Genomic DNA, 19,568 nt, shown 5'->3' with positions numbered 1-19,568 from the left:
GCAGCCGCTCAATCCTCGATCGCAACGGTTCTCAGCTTACGCGCGGCGGTTTTCAGGTCTTCGGAGATCGCCTTCTCCAGCCGCGCACGATGATCAACCAGCCATGCAATCATTTCGGGCCAGTTGTCTTTGTTGAAGCCGTCGCAGTCATGCGCGGCGACAATCCGGCTGACTTTGTTGTCGTCAAGCCGAAGCCACTTCAACGCCCCGCCAAATGCCGCCTCGATTTTGGCTTTCTGTGCTTCGAGCGCGTCGAAAATCGCTTTGTTCTGATCACGCTCCGCGCTTTCAAGGTTCAACTGAACACGGACCTCTTTGCTCGATAGAATAAGCGAATAGTGGCAGCCAGATACGCCAGAGCCGGTCGAAATCCAGTTGTCCTTCGACGGGCTGATATTGGCGTAGCGTGTTTGGCCCGCCGAACGCAGGGCGGCGAGTGTTTCCGTCCAGAACTCCAACCGCAGTCGGTGACTGCGCCGCACGGCCCCGGCTGCCTGCGCCTCACTCTTTTCCTTCCCCGCGATCCCGATCATGAATTCCTCTGCCTCGGGCGTCGGAATGATCTGCTGCATGTCGAGGATCAGCTCGTCGCCAAGGCTGTAGGGCGTTACTTTGAAGCACTGGATCGACAGCCCGTGCCCTAGCAGCCACATGACCGTGGCCGTCACCTCCTTACGGAAATTCGCCGCGACCATCATGATGCGCTGGCTGTTGCCCTCGTTCAGGACGGTTTCCTCCAGATCCGCCCCGTCGAGAAATTCGCTGATGATCGTGGCGGCCTCGCTCCCCGTGCCGCCATGGTGACGGTCGAGGTAGGAGCGGAAGATTTCGATGATCTGGCTGGTTTTCAGGCTGGAACAATAGGCTGCGTATTTCAGCGATTGCCAGACCAAATCCCGCCCGGAATCGTCGAGCTTGTTCTCGATCAGAACGAGTTGGCCGTTTTTATCGAGCGCCAGCAGGTCAAGTCGTTCGCGCGTCTCGTCGAAACCGTCGAATTCCTTCTGGATGATCAGCAGGTCTTCCCCGAAGGCATCGGGCGAACTGATCAGCCATTCCTGAAGGTTCTCCCGTTCCCGGAAGCCAAGCTCACCAAAACTGCGGTGTTTCAGGCGCGATAGACGGTTGGTGGCAGGGTCGATTTTGAACATGGATCAGGCTCGGAAAATGAAATTGGTTGCGATATTGTGTAAGAGTCTCAGGCGGATGGCGCAAATGCTCGCGCCCGGCTTTGGATCAACTTGATCCATCATGACCTATTTCCCACTTTTTAAGTGGTAACGCACTACCACTTATCCGGCGAGCCGGACCGCTCCGCTTAAGTTCATGCGCCCTGCGGGGCGGGTTTGCGCTGACAATGGCGGGGATTCCTCATTCCTCAATCTGGGTTTTCTGCTGCCGCCTCCGCCTTCCCCTGCCATGTGGGAGGCGATGTCAGGCGGGGCCGGGATGTGCAACGGTAGCCGGAAAATCCACATGAGCGAGACGCCAAGTATCGAGCGATTGTGGAGTTTCTGGCGGGCGTCAGCGCTTGCTCCCAAACTCTGCCGATAGCTGATCGAACATCTTCGCAAGCTCTGGATCGGCATCCAGTTCTGCTTGAAGGCGTTTCATTTCTTCCTCGGCTTCCTGAGCCACACGGTTGCGATCTTCTTCTATCCTTCGCGCAGCGCGCTCATTGAACCGTGCCATTTGCGCATTGAACTTGGTTACACCCGCCCCCATGCGATCAAGGCCAGTTCCAACAGAGGCCACGAGATCCGATACGCCGAATTTAGGCACCTGCGTGAGCCGCTTGTGATCGGCCATCATTCCATCCGCCACTTGCGCACGGCTGGCGCGCGCCTTTGCCTTGCGGGCCAGCCAGCCTGAGCGCGCTTGGCGAACCTGCTTGATCGCGTCTTCGGGCTTGTAGAGCGTGACTTTTGCGGGAATGCGCAGGATTTCATAGCCTTTCGCCGCGAGCGCTTTGTCTCGTTCGGCATCGCGCTCGACGGCTTCGGGCGAGGAATGCCATTGTGCGCCATCGACTTCGACGATCAGGCCGTCGTCGATCAGGAAATCTAGGCGGTAATTCATCACCGGCACCTGCATCTGCAAGGTCAGCCCGCCGCCGCGCAAGCGGCCCTTTTCAGGTGTGAGATTGAAGGCTTCGACCATAGCGTCGAGAAAGGCGACTTCCGCCGGAGATTCACAATGGTGCTGGAAATATCGGTGCCAGTCCTCGTCGTCTGCGGTCAGCGTTTCAAGCTTGCTGGGCGGATCGGGTTCATCTTCGTCTTTCGGCCTGATCCACGCGGTGACGCCCCAAATCACCACGAGCTGCAAGAGGATGAGCGGGGACGCGAACACGAAGGCAAAGGTGAAGGCGGTCCAGCCGAATGCGGCCCAGAAAAGCCAATCGGGCTTATTGTTCGCGGCCCCCAGAATTCGTGCCACGACCAGAGACGCGGCGATCATTGCCTGAAATCCAATTACTGCCAGTGAAAGCACAAAAATCCCCAATGCTATCGGCTAAATTTTTGGATCATCTTCATTAGCTTTGTGTCATTTCCAAGAAGATCAGCGGGTTATGTTCGGTCACTGCCCAATAGCGCTATAGCACTATCGCCCTATCTACCGTGCTCAGACCTCCAGCACGAAGGTCGGATCGAACGCCACCTCCTCGCCCGGATATCCCCGTTGGTTCGTGACGAAGCGGATCGGGCCGTGGTCGCCTTCGAATGTCCGGCTCTCTCCCTCGTGGCTGTGACCCCAGATCCATGTGTCGATGTTGAGGCCCCGGATTTCGTCCCATAAGTCGCAGGCAAACCCGTTACTCATCGCGCGCTTCTCATGGCCGCCGATGGTGCGCCACGGGGCGATCAGGTCGCGCAGCGGCAGGTGGTGGGTCATAACCACGGTCGGGCCGTCGTGCGGGGTGCGCAGGGCGGCTAGGATCGCAGTCTTGTCCTGCGCATGACGTTCCAGCATGTCGTCGATGGTAAAGTAGGTGTCGGGCGCGGTGCGAATGGCGCGGTAGTCCTGCATGTAGGCCAAGACCATGATCCGCGCGAGGTCGTCGAACTCGGGGTAGAGTTGCAGATCCGTCCAGAGCGTCGCGCCGATGATGCGGACGCCTGCGATTTCGGTCGCGGCACCATGTAGCACGCGGATATCAAGGCCTTCGGCGCGCAGTTCGGCAAGCTGGCGCTCTTCGTCCGCCAACAGTTCCGACCAGACCGAGCCATAGGCCTCATGATTGCCCCAGATCACGACGATCGGGCAGTCATATTTGCGTGCGGCCCGCGCCGGGATCTCCAGATGGCGCCCCCGCGTGTGCGTATCGCCCGCAATCAGAACCCCGTCCACCGGCGCGGACAGGTCAGGCTGATCGAAGCCGCCCCAGAATTCGTCATGCAGGTCGCTCCAGACCAAAAACCGCGCCATGCGATGCCCTCGTTGATCGTGTGATAGTGCTATCGCCCTATATCACCATCGCGCACCTAGCGTAGATACGCCCTGATCGCATCCAGTGCCTTCGCCGATCCCGTAAGGCTGAACCTGTGCGCCCGCCCGCCGAAGCTGACCTCGACCCATTCCGCTGCGCGGATGTTCTCGACGAACAGCGCGGTCGCGCCGATGCCTGCGGTGGAATAATTGTCGAACAGAACCTCACCGCCGCGCGCCTCAAAGTCCAGTGCCTCGCCGTTCGAGAACGTTATCTGCACCCGCTCTCGTGCCGCAGGAACCTGCCCGCCCAGCATCACTTTCACCGCGCAGTTGTCAAAGGTGCAGGCCCCGTTCGGACCAAGCTCGCTCACCTCGTCCGAGCGGATGATCCAGATTTCATCGCCCATCTGGCGGCGGGGGCTGACATCGCCTGTGGCGTTGGTGAAGGTCCAGAATTCGGCCCCGCCTTCCAGCGATGCCTCGAAATACCAGCCCTCGGCCATAATGGGGGAGGCAAGCGCCATCAGCGCGGCGGTGAACAACGATTTCATTTCTTTAAATCCTCTGCCGGAATATCGACGCCTGCATCGGCCAGCGCGCGGGCGATGAGCTGGCTCATCGACAGGCCGCGCTTGATCGCCTCCAGCCGCAGGGCCTTGTGGCCCTCGGCGCTGATGTAGAACGAGGTGTGTTTCTGCGCGCTCATGCGGCCGCCTCGCGGTGCAGGGCGGCGAAACTGCGCAGCGCCATGGTCAGGGCTTCAAAGCTCATCGCGTGGTCGGTGAACACGGTGTTGCCCACCGTGACGCGCAGATCATAGCCACCGCGCGCGCCCACGCGGATATCGAATTGCGCACCCGTTTCCGGCGCGTGCAGACGGCGCGGGCTGTGCCAGAATTGCGCGTCATCGGCGGGGACCAGATCGGCCACCAGCCCGAGGTGTGCATCGAGCAGGATATCCAGAACGATGTCCAGCACCTCGGCGGCGCGTTCCTGATCTTCGATCGTGGCGTCGGTCTGGGTCTGCGTGACCCATTGCGGCGCGGTGAATTGGACAAGAAAGGCCTGCAATCGGCGCTGAACGCCGTCCGGGTCGTGAAGGTTCAGCGATACCATTTTTCGCGCCCCTCCGATGCGACAAAGATCCCGGAGGCGATAGCGAAGGGGATCGCGGCAAGGCCAGCTAAAAGCATGAAGCCAATGACGTCGCCTGTGACAAGAAAACCAAGCCCGACGAGGAGCGGCAGCAGGCCAATCGCCGCCACAATGCCAGCTCGCACCTTCAGATCACGCCCGGTGAACCCTGCGCCCAGAACACCCTTCTTCGCGCCGCAGGACGGGCAAACGCGCGCCTCTTCGTGGACCTCGGTCATGCAGTGGGGACATTGGGGCATGGGAACTCTCCAACTCGTCGAATGTATGTTAAAACAGGTAGAGTTAAAAGCGTCAAAGCACAATAGCATTGTGCATGAAGACGACGCCCAAAAGCCCCCTGCGAGACATCGTTGCGCGCAACATGCGCAAGCTGCGCGCCGAGCGTGGCTGGTCGCAGGAGTATCTGGCAAACGAGGCCGGGCTGAACCGGACCTATCTCAGTGCCGTAGAGCGCTCGGAGCAGAACATCTCGATCGACAACCTGTATCGGGTAGCCGAGGGGTTTGGCGTTGAGGCTTGGACGCTGCTGAAGCCTTAAGGCCAGCCATCCTGTGCGAACGTGCGTCATCATGATCAAGTGCCTTGGTGCTTAAACACCAGAAGACATAACCCAAAATGGGATAATCCTCAAGCGGGATTATCCGAATTCCGGATTTATTCGGAGTTCAAAACATGGGAAGAACCCTACGCAGTCCGGGGCATCTGGCCCTCATGGCGGCATTGAAACAGGCGCGGTTGGATGCGGGGCTGACGCAGACCGAGCTGGCAGATCGCCTCGAACGGCCCCAGTCTTTCGTCGCGAAATACGAGAATGGCGAGCGGAAGGTGGAGGTCGTCGAATTCGTCCAGATCGTGACAGCCATCGGCTGTGATGGCCAAGTGATCCTCGATGCCGTAACGCGGGCTGAGGCCAGAGGCTGACACAATCACTGGTGGATTCCGATTGTCGTGCCCGCTAGAAATATGAGTGGTAGGAGGAGAATCCTGCTCACAAAAACACTTTGAGGCAGACGAGCAGATGTCGTTACAGGATTTGTTGAATTCATACCGGAGCGCCGCGCGCACCGAGCGCGACAAGGGAACCTACTTTGAGCGCTTGGCGGTCGCATTTCTTGCGCATGATCCGGTTCAGGTCGAGCAGTATTCTGACGTCAAACATTACGCCCAGTGGGCGCTCGAAAATGGCTGGGATGGCCGTGATACAGGTATCGACCTTGTAGCGAAGCTGCGTGACGAAGACGGTTTCGCGGCGATCCAATGCAAGTTTTACGACACGAATTATCGCATCCGCAAAGAGGACATCGACAGCTTTATCTCTGCCTCCGGCAAGGATCCGTTCAAACGCCGCGTTATCATCGACACCACAGAGAAGCCTTGGAGCGAAAATGCCGAGGCGATGCTTCGTGGCCAGAACATCCCGACAATTCGCATTGGGTTGAATGATCTTCAGGAAAGCCCGATCCTTTGGGAACGCTTCGGCGATCAGGGGACTGTCGTTCTGGCCGACAAAAAGCGCTTGCGTCCCCATCAGGAAGAAGCGCTGCGCGATGTTCGTTCCGGGCTGACGGATGCCGACCGAGGCAAGCTGATCATGGCCTGTGGGACGGGTAAGACGTTCACCAGCCTTAAGATCGCAGAAGATCTTGCCGGTGCCGGTAAGCAGGTTCTTTTCCTCGTGCCTTCCTTGGCCTTGATGGCGCAGACCGTTCGGGAATGGACTGCGGACACCGAAACGCCGCTTCGATCCTATGCTGTTTGCTCGGATACGCAGGTCGGCAAGCGGCGTGTCGGAGCCGATGATATTGCCGAAATCGATGTGCTTGATCTTGCCTTCCCCGCGACGACCGATCCGCGCAAACTTGCCGAAGGCGTCCTGCACCCCGCATCTGACAAGATGACGGTCATCTTTGCGACCTATCAGTCGATTCAGGTCATCGCAGACGCCCAAGGTGATCACGGACTCCCTGAATTCGATCTCATTGTTTGCGACGAGGCGCATCGGACAACCGGCGTGACGCTGGTGGGCGAGGACGATTCCAACTTCGTCAAGGTCCACGACAACAGCGTCATTCAGGGCAAGAAACGCCTCTACATGACTGCGACCCCGCGGATTTTTGGGGAGAATGCCAAGTCCAAAGCGGATGATGTTGGGGCCGAACTCTGCTCGATGGATCGCACCGATCTGTTCGGCGAAACGCTGTTCTATCGCGGGTTCTCGTGGGCGGTGCAAAACAACCTGCTGACCGATTACAAGGTAATCGTGCTGGCCATGGACGAACAACTGGTTTCGGACAGCGTGCAAAAGCGCCTGAACGATGGCGGCAGCGAACTGCGCCTTGATGACGCCACCAAGATCGTGGGGTGCTACAAGGCGTTGACCAAGGCTGATTTGCAGGCCGATGTGTCCACCGATCCCCATCCCATGCGCCGCGCCTTGGCCTTCTGCAAGGACATCAAAAGCTCGAAGCTGATCGAGACCGAATTCTCAGCCGTGGTCGATGAATTTCTGGGGAACGATCCGGTGCTGGATGACGACCCGGACGATGACAGCCTGCGCTGCGAGATTGAGCATGTGGACGGCACCTTCAACGCCAAGGAGCGCGGGCGTTTGCTCGATTGGCTCAAGGCAGATGCCCCGGACCATACCTGCCGGATCCTGACCAATGCGCGCTGCCTGTCCGAAGGCGTGGATGTGCCCGCGCTCGATGCGATCATGTTCCTGCATCCGCGCAAAAGCCAGATCGACGTGGTGCAATCGGTCGGGCGCGTGATGCGTCGGGCTGAGGGCAAGAAGATGGGCTATGTCATCCTGCCAGTGGGCGTGCCCGCCGGTATCCCGCCCGAACAGGCGCTGGCCGATAACGACAAATACCGCGTCGTCTGGCAAATCCTGAACGCCCTGCGCGCCCACGACGAAGACGGCATGGGTGCGACGATCAACCAAGCCTCGCTTGGCCAAGACATCAGCCACAAGGTCGAGATCGTCGGGATCACGGCCAACCACCCGGAACTGGCCGCCGTCACCGCAGTGGTCGATGATCTGCCGACCCGTGCGCAGCCTGCCAGCGCCAGTATCGGCACACCTGGGCGCGATCCCGTCACGACAGGGCCGGTGCAGGCCGAGATGGTCTTTTCCGTCGATGAGTTTTCGCGCGCGATCATGGCGAAGATCGTCAAGAAATGCGGAACGCGCGACTATTGGGAAGACTGGGCGGGCAACATTGCCGAGATCGCAGGCGACCACATCGTCAGACTGAAAAGCCTGCTGGACGCGCCCGACACCCGCGCACGCGAAGCCTTCGACGCCTTCCTTGAAGAGTTGCAAGACGATCTGAACGAAACCGTCACCCGTGAAGACGCGATCGAGATGCTGGCCCAGCACATCATCACGCGCCCCGTCTTCCAGACCCTGTTCGAGGGCCACCAGTTCACCTCAGAGAACCCTGTTTCCCGCGCCATGCAGCGGGTTCTGGATGTCTTGGATGAGGCCAATCTGGACAAGGAATCCGAAGACCTCGACAAATTCTATGCCGATGTTCAGCGCCGCGCCAAAGGCATCACCGATCCGGCGGCCAAGCAGAACCTGATCAAAGAGCTTTACGAGAAGTTCTTCAAAAAGGCCTTCCCGCGCACCACGGACAAGTTCGGCATCGTCTACACCCCGCCCGAGATCGTCGATTTCATCATTCATTCGGTCAACGATGTGCTGCAAACCGAGTTCGGCCAGACGCTCGGGTCCGAGGGCGTGCATATCATGGACCCGTTCACCGGCACGGGCACCTTCATCACGCGGCTCTTGCAATCGGGCCTGATCGCGCCCGAGGAGATGGAGCACAAATTCCGCCACGAGATCCACGCCAATGAAATCGTGCTGCTGGCCTATTACATTGCCGCGATCAACATCGAGGCGGTCTATCACGGGCTTCAGGGCGGGGACTATGTGCCCTTCGAAGGCATCTGCCTGACCGACACCTTCCAGATGTATGAAAGCGACGATCTGATCTCGCATTACATGCCCGACAACTCGGAACGGCGCAAACGGCAGAAGGCGACCGATATCCGAGTGATTCTTGGCAACCCGCCCTATTCCAAAGGGCAGGACAGCGCCAATGACGACAATGCCAATGTGGACTACCCCACGCTGGATGGCCGCATCCGCGACACCTATGCCGCGCTGACCGAGGCGCAGAACAAGAACGGCCTTTACAACAGCTATCTGCGGGCTTTCCGCTGGGCCAGTGACCGGATCGGCGATGATGGTGGTGTCGTGGCCTTTGTGACCAATGGCGGTTGGCTGGATGGGAACGCTACAACGGGCGTGCGCAGGAGCTTCGCCAGTGAGTTCTCCGACCTCTACATCTTTAATCTGCGGGGTGACGCACACCTGACCGGTGAACGCCGCCGCAAGGAAAAGGGCAACGTCTTTGGTGCGGGCACCCGCACGCCGATCACGATTTCGGTCCTCGTCCGCAACCCCGAGGCCGCACATCGCGGTCGCATCCATTACCGCGACATTGGCGATTACCTTGAAGAAAAGGAAAAGCTGGCGATCATCCGCGACTTCGGCTCGACGCGCGGCATTGCCGAGGCCGATGGCTGGACCCGGATCGAGCCCGACGAACATGGCGATTGGCTGAACCAGCGGGATGCGTCTTTCGATCAGTTCATCAAGATCGGTGACAAGAAGGACAAGACCGCTGAAACGCTGTTCGAGACATATTCCGCAGGGGTGAAAACCCAGCGGGATGCGTGGTGCTACAACCGCTCTCGTGCCGATCTGGAGCGCAACATCGGGGCGATGATCGACACCTACAATGATGAGCTGGCCAAGGCACGGCAGGCGCAGGATGCAGGCAAGCCAGCGCCGAAACTATTGGGCGATCCGAGGCAGGTAAGCTGGACGCGGGCGCTTTTGGCGGATCATGGCCGTGGCAAACCCTTGTCGATCGAGGACGGCCAGTTTGTGCCGTCGATCTATCGTCCGTTCGGGAAGGAATGGTTGTATTTCAGCCGCCGCCTGAACGAGATGGTTTATCAGATCCCGCGCCTGTTTCCTGATGCCGACAGCCCCAATCGCGTGATCGCCATGTCGAGCCCCGGCGCGCGCGGATCGGTTTCGGCGCTGATGACGGATTGCATCCCGAGCCTTCACGCCGCCGATATGAGCGGTTCGCAATGCTTCCCGCTCTACATTTACAACGATGCCGACACGGGCGCGGATGACCTGTTTTCGGGCGCGGATCAGGCCGCCCGCCGTGATGGCATCACCGACGCAGGCCTGCGCCATTTCCAAGCGGCCTATCCGGGCCAGCAGATCACGCGCGAGGATATCTTCTATTACACCTATGGCCTGCTGCATTCCGAAGACTATCGCGCCCGCTACGCCGATAACCTGACCAAGGAACTGCCCCGCATCCCATGCGTGAAGAAGGTCGAGGATTTCCGCGCCTTCGCGCAGGCGGGCCGTGATCTGGCCGATCTGCATGTGGGTTACGAGACGGTCGAACCCTATCCCGTCACCTTCAAGCAGGGCCATCCCGACACATGGGTCATCGACGATCCGCAGGCCTTCTACCGCGTCACCAAGATGAAATTCGCGGGCAAGCGCCCGAACCTCGATAAATCGACGGTGATCTACAACGCCAACATCACCATGCAAGATATCCCGTTGGCAGCCTATGACTATGTCGTCAACGGCAAGCCCGCGCTGGAATGGGTGATGGAACGGCAAGCGGAGCTGAAGGACAGCTACAACCCCAAGACCAAAAAGGGCAGCGACATCGTCAACGACGCCAACCGCTACGCCAATGAGACCGTCGACAACCCCGCCTATCCGCTGGAATTGTTCCAGCGCGTGATCACGGTCAGCCTGCGGACGATGGAGATCGTGCGGGGTCTGCCGAAGCTGGATATTGATTGAGGAATAACGCCATGGAACTAAAGAAATTTCGCGTCACGAATTTTCGCTCGATTGTTGATAGCGGCTGGATCGACGCGTCGGATGTCACCGCTCTGATCGGTGAGAATGAAGCAGGTAAGACCAACCTCTTGCTTCCCCTCTGGAAACTAAACCCGTCTGGCAATGGCGCAATCAATCATCTCGATGACATGCCTCGGTCGCGCTATGCCGAGATGCGCGAGGAACCTGAGAAACATAATTTCATCCGCTGCATTTTTGAACTGAGTGATGCTGAGCGCGATAAAGCAGCAAAATTTGGAGCGGATCGGAGCAAGACAGAAACCGTAGAAGTGGTTCGCGACTTCAAGGGGCGTTTTGGTATCTGGTTTTGTAACGACCGCACACTCAAACCCAGCGATATGTTCGAGGTGAAAGAGGCGCCAGAAGTCGCGGAAGGCGAAGAAGCCCCCGCCCCAGAAAAAGGCCCGAGCCTGTTTGCGCACTTGAAAGCTTGGCTCCCGAAGTTTGTCTATTATTCAAACTACGGCAACTTGGACGCCCAAATCTATCTGCCCCATGTCGTGGATAACATGAAGCGGGATGATCTGAGCGCAAAGGAAGCCGCAAAGACCCGCACTCTTCAGGTTCTCTTTGATCTTGTGAACCTCAGCCCAGAGGAAGTGCTAGAGCTTGCACGAGCGACAGGCGTCACTGAACGGATCAATCAGCATGGGCAACGCGTTGACGTTATTAAGAAAACAGATGAACAAATTCAGATCGACGACGAACAATTGCGGACACGTGCCGCTTTGCTTCAGTCAGCGTCATCCAAGCTGACAAAATCTTTCCGGGACTGGTGGAAGCAAGGCGACTACCAATTCAGATTGCAAGCTGATGGTAACTATTTCCGCATCTGGGTTGCTGACGACAGGCGACCAGAAGAAATTGAGCTGGAAAATCGCAGCACCGGTTTGCAATGGTTCCTGAGCTTCTTCCTCGTTTTCACATATGAGAGCGAGGACACGCACGACAACGCGATCGTACTGCTGGACGAGCCGGGACATTCGCTGCACCCGCTAGCCCAACGTGATCTGTCGGCCTTCTTTGACAATTTGTCGAAGACACATCAGATCGTGTTCACCACCCATTCGCCCTTCATGATCGACGCTGACCGTCTCGACCGAGTTCGTAAGGTCTATGTCGATGGAGACGGCGGCACAGTCGCGTCGAGCAATCTGGCCGCGAACAAGGGCAAGGGTGCAGATAAGGGCGCAGGAGCCACTTACGCGGTGCACTCGGCTTTGAACCTGACCGTTGCTGAAAGCCTATTGCTTGGATGCACTCCGGTGATTGTCGAGGGGCCGTCAGACCAACATTATTTGTCTGCGATCAAGAACATCCTGATTGCAAAAGGGCGTATCAATCCGACTGCCGAACTGGTGTTTCCGCCTTCAGGCGGGGCGAAGACGGCCAAGATCATCGCGGCAATTTTGATGGGGCGCGACGATGCACTGCCCTATGTCCTGCTGGATGGTGATGCTGCCGGCAGGCAGGCAGCAAAAGCGCTCCAAGACGGTCTTTATCAAGGGGCAAAGGACTTGGTCTTTACCATCGACGCCTTCACCGGGAAGTTGAAGGACACCGAGATCGAAGACCTGCTTCCCCCGCAACTTTTGATCCAAGTGTTGGATCGACTGGAGCGCCGCGCGGATCGTGACTTCGAGGATTTCTATGAAGCAGGCAAGCCAATTGTTCCTCAGATCAAGGCGTGGGCCGCTGGAGAGGGCTTTGATCTCGCTGACGACTGGAAAGTGCAGCTCGCACTGGGCGTGAAATCAAAACTACTGGCAAACCCCGACAAGCAAGTAGATGACGAAATGCTCGACCTTTGGGCATCGATTTTTGAGAAATTCAAATAGTTACCCTGTCGGCGTTTTGACTTGCTTCCTCTGCTATGCGGAGGCCGATGCAAATCGGCTTCGGCTGGAGGCGGCTATCTTCCGCTGGCTAACGAGCCTCGATTTGAGAAAAATCTCAAAAGCTTCTCCTGTTGGTTGAAAATTTAACGGTTTCGTATAAATGTTTGACAACGCTACAAAAATTTAAAAATACCTTGATCTCAAACTGCGCCCGCGCTATCAAAGCTCAGGCATCATTGAAATTCAGGTAGAGAGGGGCTTGCCCCTCGACAAGCGATCAAAAGTTGTAGCGTGAGAGCACTGCTCTCAAATCCCCATCAAGACATTGAGCGAAAACCGGTGCCTCTCCAGTAATTATATGGGCGGGCGAGCTATGCTTGATCGAAACACCTTGCAGCAGACATCTATCTATCTGCCGAAACATCTCCACGCCGCGCTGCGGATGCACTCTCTGAGCGAGAGCGCGACCATGTCAGAGCTGATCATCAGGGCTCTGGAGGGACCATGGAACCTGAGCGACAGCGAATTTGCGACGATCCTGCTCGAACGCGCTGCCAAGGCGCAGGGAGCATGACATGGCCAAACTCGAAAGGCTCGCCGTAGAGGCGAAAAGGGCGGCGGGGATGTTGTCGCTGACCGTGGGGGAGTTCCTGTTTCTGGTCGAACAAGGCGCGCTTCCGCCGCCGATCCGGCTTGGAAAGCGCACCCTCTGGGTGGTAGCCGAGATCGAGGCGGTCCTGACGGGCAACAAGATCGAGCCGGAGGCCTTTGTCGTATGAAACGGCCAGATCTCCCCTATCTCGAATTTCAGACCGTCAAGGGCAAGACCTACATCTACTTTCGCAAGGGCAAGTTCCGGGAGCGGCTGCCTGACGACCCGGACACCGAGAAATTTGCCCTGAAATACTGGTCAATTCGCAACGGAAAGACCCGGTTGATCACCACGACCTCGTGGGAAGCGCTGATCGTCAGTTACTATTCCAGTGCCGAATTCAAGGAGTTGGCCGCTGGCACCAAGAAGAACTATCGCCGTCATTGCGAGGATATCCGTGAGAAGAACGGCTCCAAGGATGTGCGTCACTTCAAGCGGGCCGACGCGCTGCGTGTACGGGATGAGCTGAAGGAGACGTGGTCGAAGGCCAATGAACGGATCGCCGTGCTGTCGATCCTTTTGCGGCGGGCAGTGGATATTGAGTGGATCGAACGAAACCCGGTGGTGGGTATCCGCAAGCTGAAGGGGGCGGCCTATGAGGCTTGGCCTGCGGACAAGCTGGAGGCCTATGAGCGGTATTGCGACGAGCATGGGCTGTCGGTCGCGCGCACGATTTACGAGCTTGCGATCGGCACGGGCCAGCGGCTTGGGGATTGCGTGGCAATGAAGTGGGATGATTTCGACGGCGAGTATATGTCGGTCGTTCAACAAAAGACGGGCGCGAAGATCGACGTTTACTGCCCTGCACGGTTGCAGGCATACCTCGCGGGACTTCCCCGGCGCGGAAAGCACATCCTTGCCAAGACCGCGACCGAGCCGCTTGGCAAGCGGCAGGTGCAGAAAGCTGTAGAGGACGTGCGCGAAGCGATTGGTGTCAAGGAGGGGCATGACAGGCTGGTGCCCCACGGATGGCGCTACACGGCAGCCAAGGAGATGGCAGATGCCGGTGTCGATATCCGCGACATCCAAGCCGTCACAGGGCACAAGACCCTTGAGATGGCACAGAAATATGCCTCGGGCGCGGATCAGAAAAAGGCGTCGAAACGGGCTCAGCAGAAGCGGGAACGAAACAGCGACAAACCGGGAAAGTGCGAAACAAATTGCGAAACTTTACCCGGGTCGCAGGACCAGACAGAGGAAGAACCCCAGAATGACAAATGATTTCAAAGTGGTGCGGGTGAAGGGACTCGAACCCCCACGCCAAAGGCGCCAGAACCTAAATCTGGTGCGTCTACCAATTTCGCCACACCCGCACGGTTCGCGCGTCTTAGCAAAGCCAATTGCCGGATGCGAGCAGAAAATGCGCCTAGAGCTCCAGTTTCCGGAATACTGCGGGTAGTTGTTCGGGCAGGTCTTCCGCGATCAGTCCCGGGCCAAATTCCAGCGCACATTCCACATGTAGATATGCCGCTGTTTCCGCCGCCTGCATCGGAGAAAAGCCGCGCGCCAGAAGCCCCGTGATGAACCCGGCCAGCACATCCCCCGACCCCGCCGTCGCCAACCAAGGCGCGCTGCGCTCATAGTGTGCCGAATTGATGCTGCATTGCCCCGTCGGGTCCGCAATCACCGTGTCCGGCCCCTTGAACAGAACGGTGCACCCTGCCCGCTTTGCCGCCTCGCGCGTGGCATCCACCTTGGAATAGGCCGGACCCTTGGTTGGCACCTCGACCAGCTTGGCATGGAGGTCCGGAAACAGCCGCCTGAACTCCCCTTCATGTGGGGTCAGTACACAACGCGCGTGTAACAGATCAAACAATTGTGCCGGGTCATCTGCAAAAGCGCTGAGAGCATCCGCATCCAACACAACGTAGGGTGCGCGCTTGGCACGCACCGCCACCGGAACCAGCTCCCGCGCCCGCTCCTGACCCAGCCCCGGCCCAAGGCAAAGTGCGTTGAAGCGCGCGTCCTCCAAAGCGCTTTCCAGCCCTTCCGAACCGTCCACCCGCCGCAACATAAGCGCGGTAATCTGGCTGGCAACCTCCATCTGCGCGCTTGGCGGCACGCCCAGTGTCACCAGTCCGGCCCCGATCCGAAGCGCCCCCCGTGCCGCCAACCGAGCCGCACCCGTCTTGCCGGGGCCGCCGGATAGGATCAGGGCGTGGCCGTGGGTGTACTTGTGGGCGTCTTCTTCACCCTTTGTGATTTGAAAAGTTTCATCCGTTAAATGGACTTTCTCCCTGTAAGACGGCACCTTTTGGGGTGAATTACCTTGGCTCATTAGAATGAGAATGTCCCGAGATAGTCCGATGCCCTTACAAACGACTCCCCCAGTGGCCGCTGGCCCGTTGGCAACAAAGTGACCTAATTTTCTTTGATGAAAAGTCACCGTTAGCGAAAACCTATCCAACCAAAAGCAATCATCCCCCCCGCCCAGTAATTTTCCGCTATCAGCACAGAGACCGCTCGGAATGTCGACAGCGATCCATTTGGCTTGGGACGGGAACACGCTATTTAGATTGTTGAGAGCCTGTTGCAGTTGGTCAGATAATTTCCGGGTCAAACCTGTCCCGAATATTGCATCGATCACGAGGCTTGGCTCATAATGCAATGGAAACGTGGAAGGAAAAGCCTCGTCGCTTGCCACGACAATCTGAGTACCGCCGCCTGAAGCCTCCCAACGCTCATAATTCACCTTCGCATCCGGCGGCAGTTTCTGGGCGTCTCCATAGAGAAATACCTCCACCTGCCAGCCCCGTTCCTTCAAAAGCCGCGCGACAACAAACCCGTCACCACCATTGTTGCCCGGCCCGCATAGCACCACGGCACCATGGGACCCATTCGCCAGTTCCGGCCACTCTTCAAAGATCGCCTCAACCACGCCCTTTCCTGCGCGCTCCATCAGCTCCAAACCGGTCACCTCACCCGACTCGATGGCCGCCTGTTCGATGGCGCGCATTTGTGCAGCGGTGAGTATTTCGCTCATTTCCAAATCCCTTGCGATTCAATTCAGCGCGTTTTTCGAGCGTACCGCCTAATTTTTAGGCATACCTATGAAATCCAACCCTTGCGCCCCGTCCGCGTCACCATAGCCAATTGTAGGCCGCCAATGAAAGTGATCTGAGCGTTGCCAAGGTATCAGGTGAGGAGGCATCTCCAGATGAAAAAGATCGAGGCAATTATCAAGCCGTTCAAGCTCGATGAGGTCAAGGAAGCGCTGCAGGATTTCGGCATCCAGGGGCTCAGCGTCATCGAGGTCAAAGGGTTCGGCCGCCAAAAGGGCCATACCGAGCTTTATCGCGGCGCGGAATATGTCGTCGACTTCCTGCCCAAGGTCAAAATCGAGGTCGTCCTTGATGACGACCAGGTGGACGGTGCGATCGAAGCCATCGTCGATGCCGCCAAAACAGACAAAATCGGCGACGGTAAAATTTTTGTCAGCCCCGTCGAACAAGCCATCCGCATCCGTACCGGTGAATCCGGCCCGGACGCGTTGTAACCCACTCCCTTTTCAGTAATCAGAAGGACAAAGAGAATGAGCGCAGACGCAGTTCTCCAGATGATCAAAGACGAAGGCGCAGCCTATGTTGACATTCGCTTCACCGACACGCGCGGCAAGCTGCAGCACGTAACCGTGGACGTGGACCTCGTGGACGAAGACTTCCTCGAAGAAGGCTTCATGTTTGACGGGTCGTCGATCGCTGGCTGGAAATCGATTGAAAACTCTGACATGAAACTGATCCCCGACACCACGTCGGCCTATGTGGATCCGTTCTATGCCGAGAAAACCATCTGCATTCACTGCTCGATCGTTGAGCCCGACACCGGCGAAGCTTATGAGCGCGATCCGCGCGGCACCGCCGAGAAAGCCGAAGCCTACCTGAAGTCCTCGGGCATTGGCGACGTGGCCTACATGGGTCCCGAAGCGGAATTCTTCCTGTTTGACGATGTGCGCTTCTCAAACACGATCAACAAAGTGTCTTACGAAGTCGACGCGATCGACGCTTCGTGGAACACCGACACCGAGTACGAAATGGGCAACACCGGCCATCGTCCGGGTCTCAAGGGCGGTTACTTCCCCGTGAACCCGACCGACGACGCACAGGATCTGCGTTCGGAAATGCTCTCGACCATGAAGCGTCTGGGCATGAAAACGGACAAGCATCACCACGAGGTGGCGTCCTGTCAGCACGAGCTGGGTCTGATCTTCGACACACTGACCAAGCAAGCCGACGAACTGCAGAAGTACAAGTACGTCATCCACAACGTGGCACAGTCCTACGGCAAATCGGCAACCTTCATGCCCAAGCCGATCTATGGTGACAACGGCACCGGCATGCACGTGAACATGTCGATCTGGAAAGACGGCAAGCCTCTGTTTGCAGGCGACAAATATGCCGACCTCAGCCAGGAAGCGCTGTACTTCATCGGTGGTATCCTGAAGCACGCGAAGACGCTGAACGCCTTCACCAACCCGTCGACCAACTCCTACAAGCGTTTGATCCCGGGCTTTGAGGCCCCCGTGCTGCGCGCTTACTCAGCACGTAACCGTTCGGGTTGTGTCCGTATTCCGTGGACTGAATCGCCGAAAGCCAAGCGCGTTGAAGCACGTTTCCCCGATCCGTCGGCGAACCCCTACCTCGCCTTTGCCGCTTTGCTGATGGCTGGCCTGGACGGTATCCAGAACAAGATCGATCCGGGCGAAGCCATGGACAAGAACCTGTACGACCTGCCCGCCGAAGAACTGGCTGGTATCCCGACCGTCTGCGGCAGCCTGCGTGAAGCACTGGAAGCCCTCGAAGCCGATCACGACTTCCTGCTGGCTGGCGACGTGTTCACCAAGGACCAGATTGAAGGCTACATCGAACTCAAGATGGAAGAGGTTCAGCTCTACGAGCACACCCCGCACCCGGTTGAGTTCGGCATGTACTACAGCTGCTAAGCCACGCTGGGACAGCGACTAAACACAGGGCGCCTCTCGGGGCGCCCTTCTTTTTTAGGTGGTCTTCGACAAACGTCTGTTTTGTGAGACTTAGCCGCCACTGACACTTTTCGAAATAAGTCTGCATTTTCTAATACGCTGCACATTAGATTGGTTTATCAGAACGGAGAAACCCGGGAAAAAGGACCAAAAGCGTGAATTTTCTTAAGTCTCTTTTTCAACGAAGGAAGCGAAATCACACGCTTCGGCAACTGAACACGGCCAATACCTTTCAAAAACACCAGCAAGAAAACATGTCGGCGCAACAGATCGAAAAGCGTCGTTGGCGTCAGGCAAATTCTCATCACAGACAGGAATGGCGTGAAAACGCGCGCGTATTGAACTTGCATGAAGTCACGCCGGATAGTGACGAAGGTCGCGCTTTTTTGGCCAAATTGGATGCAGGGGATATCCACTATCTTGCCAGCAACATCTATTTTGATGGCCCTTTTGATGAAGACTGGGCGATGGCCTGCCTGTTGCACCCAAAATGCGATCTTGGCACGGGATGGCTATTGTTTCTCGGCTCCGGCTCACCGCTGTCGATCGAAGAATATCTCTGGCAAATAGCTGCCAAGGACAAATCCTTGGCAATATTTGAAGCGGACGTACGTCGCAACGATGCCATTCTGAAGCGCATGAACGCCGAGAGTTTTGAGTCGCGAGACTACGCGCCGGCAAAGCCAGAACTTGTCCTGGCCTACAAAAAGGAAATGTATGCTGCGCTCTCAGAGGGCAAGGAATTGAGATGGCATATTCCAGAAAATGCGTTCACTGGTCTGAAAGGGTTAGATGCGAAATCGCGTTTCGAAAGAGTCGGGGATGACATCCTCGAAGCTTTTGAAGTCTGGCTGGCCAAGATTGGCCCAGATCAATGAGTGCGGCTATTCCTGCCGTACGCGCATACGAAAAAATGGGCTCGGCGCCGAAAATCGCCAAGTTCGCATCCCTCTTCCACATTGCATTCTGAGCAACAAACCCGCCCCTTCCCCTTCGCCCGTCGCCTGATATCCTGCGGCCCGCAACCGCCGGAACCGACCACAATGTCTGAACTCCTCATCGTCTATCATTCCCGCACAGGGGGCAGCCGGCAGATGGCAGAGGCCGCCCATGCTGCCGCCCTCAGCGAAATCCCAGCCACTCTTCTAACCGCCGACGCCACCCGACCGGACCACGTGCTTGGCGCTGACGGATACATCTTCTGCGCGCCCGAAAACCTCGCTACGCTGTCAGGGGTGATGAAAGACTTTTTTGACCGTTGCTATTACCCGGTTCTGGGCCGGATCGAAGGTCGCCCATATGCCCAGATGATTTGCGCCGGATCAGACGGTCAAGGTGCAGCCCGGCAACTGGCCCGGATCGCGACCGGCTGGCGTCTCAGAGAGGCGCAGCCGCCCCTGATCGTGAACACTGACGCCCAGACACCCGAGGCAATACTCGCGCCCAAAACCCTTGACGAACAAAAGCTTGCCCCCTGCCGTGAGCTTGGTGCGGCAATGGCTGCGGGACTGGCGCTCGGGGTGTTTTGAGTTT

Annotated in this window: 19 protein-coding genes and 1 tRNA gene; 11 read left to right on the top strand and 9 right to left on the bottom strand. The window is 57.7% G+C overall.

Features of this window, described 5'->3' with window-relative positions; translation table 11 throughout:
• Window positions 1–8 precede the first annotated feature (8 nt).
• The 7 genes from ACS3QZ_RS03120 to ACS3QZ_RS03090 all read right to left on the bottom strand — a co-directional run bounded on the left by ACS3QZ_RS03120 (window position 9) and on the right by ACS3QZ_RS03090 (window position 4,826).
• Entirely contained in the window at window positions 9–1,151 is a 1,143-nt protein-coding gene (locus ACS3QZ_RS03120; protein ID WP_456036523.1) for a DUF4268 domain-containing protein, read from the bottom strand.
• A 373-nt stretch (window positions 1,152–1,524) separates the two neighbouring features.
• Window positions 1,525–2,460, bottom strand: a complete 936-nt coding sequence (locus tag ACS3QZ_RS03115) for an endonuclease domain-containing protein (protein ID WP_456036522.1) — start codon at window positions 2,458–2,460, stop codon at window positions 1,525–1,527.
• Window positions 2,461–2,625: 165 nt separating this feature from the next.
• Window positions 2,626–3,429 carry a metallophosphoesterase gene (locus ACS3QZ_RS03110; RefSeq protein WP_456036521.1) on the bottom strand — a complete coding sequence of 268 codons (804 nt, stop codon included), beginning with the start codon at window positions 3,427–3,429 and terminating at the stop codon, window positions 2,626–2,628.
• A 56-nt stretch (window positions 3,430–3,485) separates the two neighbouring features.
• Entirely contained in the window at window positions 3,486–3,983 is a 498-nt protein-coding gene (locus ACS3QZ_RS03105; RefSeq protein WP_456036520.1) for a hypothetical protein, read from the bottom strand.
• Window positions 3,980–4,138 (bottom strand): hypothetical protein, encoded by a 159-nt coding sequence (locus ACS3QZ_RS03100; protein WP_456036519.1) that lies wholly within the window; start codon window positions 4,136–4,138, stop codon window positions 3,980–3,982. The genes ACS3QZ_RS03105 and ACS3QZ_RS03100 overlap by 4 nt, the downstream gene beginning before the upstream one ends.
• Complete coding sequence (locus tag ACS3QZ_RS03095; protein ID WP_456036518.1) at window positions 4,135–4,548, bottom strand: hypothetical protein; 414 nt, start codon at window positions 4,546–4,548, stop codon at window positions 4,135–4,137. Before ACS3QZ_RS03095 ends, ACS3QZ_RS03100 begins: the two co-directional genes overlap by 4 nt.
• Window positions 4,536–4,826 (bottom strand): hypothetical protein, encoded by a 291-nt coding sequence (locus ACS3QZ_RS03090; RefSeq protein ID WP_456036517.1) that lies wholly within the window; start codon window positions 4,824–4,826, stop codon window positions 4,536–4,538. Before ACS3QZ_RS03090 ends, ACS3QZ_RS03095 begins: the two co-directional genes overlap by 13 nt.
• 74 nt (window positions 4,827–4,900) lie before the next feature.
• Between ACS3QZ_RS03090 and ACS3QZ_RS03085 the strand changes: the two genes are divergently transcribed.
• The 7 genes from ACS3QZ_RS03085 (at window position 4,901) to ACS3QZ_RS03055 (ending at window position 14,278) form a co-directional block, all read left to right on the top strand.
• On the top strand, window positions 4,901–5,125 hold the full coding sequence (locus ACS3QZ_RS03085; protein ID WP_456036516.1) for a helix-turn-helix domain-containing protein: 225 nt from the start codon (window positions 4,901–4,903) through the stop codon (window positions 5,123–5,125).
• Between the two features lie 134 nt (window positions 5,126–5,259).
• Window positions 5,260–5,508, top strand: a complete 249-nt coding sequence (locus tag ACS3QZ_RS03080) for a helix-turn-helix domain-containing protein (protein WP_456036515.1) — start codon at window positions 5,260–5,262, stop codon at window positions 5,506–5,508.
• 97 nt (window positions 5,509–5,605) lie between these two features.
• On the top strand, window positions 5,606–10,507 hold the full coding sequence (locus tag ACS3QZ_RS03075) for a DEAD/DEAH box helicase (protein ID WP_456036514.1): 4,902 nt from the start codon (window positions 5,606–5,608) through the stop codon (window positions 10,505–10,507).
• Between the two features lie 11 nt (window positions 10,508–10,518).
• Window positions 10,519–12,405 (top strand): AAA family ATPase, encoded by a 1,887-nt coding sequence (locus ACS3QZ_RS03070; protein WP_456036513.1) that lies wholly within the window; start codon window positions 10,519–10,521, stop codon window positions 12,403–12,405.
• A gap of 373 nt (window positions 12,406–12,778) precedes the next feature.
• Entirely contained in the window at window positions 12,779–12,979 is a 201-nt protein-coding gene (locus ACS3QZ_RS03065) for a hypothetical protein (RefSeq protein ID WP_456036512.1), read from the top strand.
• Window position 12,980: 1 nt separating this feature from the next.
• On the top strand, window positions 12,981–13,184 hold the full coding sequence (locus tag ACS3QZ_RS03060; protein ID WP_456036511.1) for a hypothetical protein: 204 nt from the start codon (window positions 12,981–12,983) through the stop codon (window positions 13,182–13,184).
• The gene (locus ACS3QZ_RS03055) at window positions 13,181–14,278 is read left to right on the top strand and encodes a site-specific integrase (protein WP_456036510.1); all 1,098 of its coding nucleotides are present in this window, start codon (window positions 13,181–13,183) and stop codon (window positions 14,276–14,278) included. The genes ACS3QZ_RS03060 and ACS3QZ_RS03055 overlap by 4 nt, the downstream gene beginning before the upstream one ends.
• 8 nt (window positions 14,279–14,286) lie before the next feature.
• Here the strand turns inward: ACS3QZ_RS03055 and ACS3QZ_RS03050 are convergent.
• Both ACS3QZ_RS03050 and ACS3QZ_RS03045 read right to left on the bottom strand, forming a co-directional pair.
• Window positions 14,287–14,370, bottom strand: a tRNA-Leu gene (locus ACS3QZ_RS03050).
• A gap of 53 nt (window positions 14,371–14,423) precedes the next feature.
• Window positions 14,424–16,040, bottom strand: coding sequence for an NAD(P)H-hydrate dehydratase (locus ACS3QZ_RS03045; RefSeq protein ID WP_456036509.1), 1,617 nt, complete (start codon window positions 16,038–16,040; stop codon window positions 14,424–14,426).
• A 174-nt stretch (window positions 16,041–16,214) separates the two neighbouring features.
• Here ACS3QZ_RS03045 and ACS3QZ_RS03040 point away from each other — a divergent pair, with 174 nt between their 5' ends.
• The 4 genes from ACS3QZ_RS03040 (at window position 16,215) to ACS3QZ_RS03025 (ending at window position 19,564) form a co-directional block, all read left to right on the top strand.
• Window positions 16,215–16,553 (top strand): P-II family nitrogen regulator, encoded by a 339-nt coding sequence (locus ACS3QZ_RS03040; RefSeq protein WP_093093975.1) that lies wholly within the window; start codon window positions 16,215–16,217, stop codon window positions 16,551–16,553.
• A 36-nt stretch (window positions 16,554–16,589) separates the two neighbouring features.
• Window positions 16,590–17,996: a type I glutamate--ammonia ligase gene (glnA, locus tag ACS3QZ_RS03035; RefSeq protein ID WP_456036508.1), complete on the top strand. Its 1,407-nt coding sequence runs from the start codon at window positions 16,590–16,592 to the stop codon at window positions 17,994–17,996.
• A gap of 194 nt (window positions 17,997–18,190) precedes the next feature.
• Window positions 18,191–18,913 carry a hypothetical protein gene (locus ACS3QZ_RS03030; protein WP_456036507.1) on the top strand — a complete coding sequence of 241 codons (723 nt, stop codon included), beginning with the start codon at window positions 18,191–18,193 and terminating at the stop codon, window positions 18,911–18,913.
• A 165-nt stretch (window positions 18,914–19,078) separates the two neighbouring features.
• Window positions 19,079–19,564 (top strand): flavodoxin family protein, encoded by a 486-nt coding sequence (locus ACS3QZ_RS03025; RefSeq protein ID WP_456036506.1) that lies wholly within the window; start codon window positions 19,079–19,081, stop codon window positions 19,562–19,564.
• Window positions 19,565–19,568: the final 4 nt, after the last annotated feature.

The sequence above is a fragment of the Shimia sp. W99 genome, from assembly GCF_053851455.3.
This window is presented reverse-complemented; position numbering and strand designations above follow the sequence as displayed.

What these genes read in the sequence shown, in the direction of transcription:
- ACS3QZ_RS03120 (WP_456036523.1), bottom strand. Translation starts at nt 1,151, where the DNA reads ATGTTCAAAATCGACCCTGCCACCAACCGTCTATCGCGCCTGAAACAC.
- ACS3QZ_RS03115 (WP_456036522.1), bottom strand. Translation starts at nt 2,460, where the DNA reads ATGATCGCCGCGTCTCTGGTCGTGGCACGAATTCTGGGGGCCGCGAAC.
- ACS3QZ_RS03110 (WP_456036521.1), bottom strand. Translation starts at nt 3,429, where the DNA reads ATGGCGCGGTTTTTGGTCTGGAGCGACCTGCATGACGAATTCTGGGGC.
- ACS3QZ_RS03105 (WP_456036520.1), bottom strand. Translation starts at nt 3,983, where the DNA reads ATGAAATCGTTGTTCACCGCCGCGCTGATGGCGCTTGCCTCCCCCATT.
- ACS3QZ_RS03100 (WP_456036519.1), bottom strand. Translation starts at nt 4,138, where the DNA reads ATGAGCGCGCAGAAACACACCTCGTTCTACATCAGCGCCGAGGGCCAC.
- ACS3QZ_RS03095 (WP_456036518.1), bottom strand. Translation starts at nt 4,548, where the DNA reads ATGGTATCGCTGAACCTTCACGACCCGGACGGCGTTCAGCGCCGATTG.
- ACS3QZ_RS03090 (WP_456036517.1), bottom strand. Translation starts at nt 4,826, where the DNA reads ATGCCCCAATGTCCCCACTGCATGACCGAGGTCCACGAAGAGGCGCGC.
- ACS3QZ_RS03085 (WP_456036516.1), top strand. Translation starts at nt 4,901, where the DNA reads ATGAAGACGACGCCCAAAAGCCCCCTGCGAGACATCGTTGCGCGCAAC.
- ACS3QZ_RS03080 (WP_456036515.1), top strand. Translation starts at nt 5,260, where the DNA reads ATGGGAAGAACCCTACGCAGTCCGGGGCATCTGGCCCTCATGGCGGCA.
- ACS3QZ_RS03075 (WP_456036514.1), top strand. Translation starts at nt 5,606, where the DNA reads ATGTCGTTACAGGATTTGTTGAATTCATACCGGAGCGCCGCGCGCACC.
- ACS3QZ_RS03070 (WP_456036513.1), top strand. Translation starts at nt 10,519, where the DNA reads ATGGAACTAAAGAAATTTCGCGTCACGAATTTTCGCTCGATTGTTGAT.
- ACS3QZ_RS03065 (WP_456036512.1), top strand. Translation starts at nt 12,779, where the DNA reads ATGCTTGATCGAAACACCTTGCAGCAGACATCTATCTATCTGCCGAAA.
- ACS3QZ_RS03060 (WP_456036511.1), top strand. Translation starts at nt 12,981, where the DNA reads ATGGCCAAACTCGAAAGGCTCGCCGTAGAGGCGAAAAGGGCGGCGGGG.
- ACS3QZ_RS03055 (WP_456036510.1), top strand. Translation starts at nt 13,181, where the DNA reads ATGAAACGGCCAGATCTCCCCTATCTCGAATTTCAGACCGTCAAGGGC.
- ACS3QZ_RS03045 (WP_456036509.1), bottom strand. Translation starts at nt 16,040, where the DNA reads ATGAGCGAAATACTCACCGCTGCACAAATGCGCGCCATCGAACAGGCG.
- ACS3QZ_RS03040 (WP_093093975.1), top strand. Translation starts at nt 16,215, where the DNA reads ATGAAAAAGATCGAGGCAATTATCAAGCCGTTCAAGCTCGATGAGGTC.
- glnA (WP_456036508.1), top strand. Translation starts at nt 16,590, where the DNA reads ATGAGCGCAGACGCAGTTCTCCAGATGATCAAAGACGAAGGCGCAGCC.
- ACS3QZ_RS03025 (WP_456036506.1), top strand. Translation starts at nt 19,079, where the DNA reads ATGTCTGAACTCCTCATCGTCTATCATTCCCGCACAGGGGGCAGCCGG.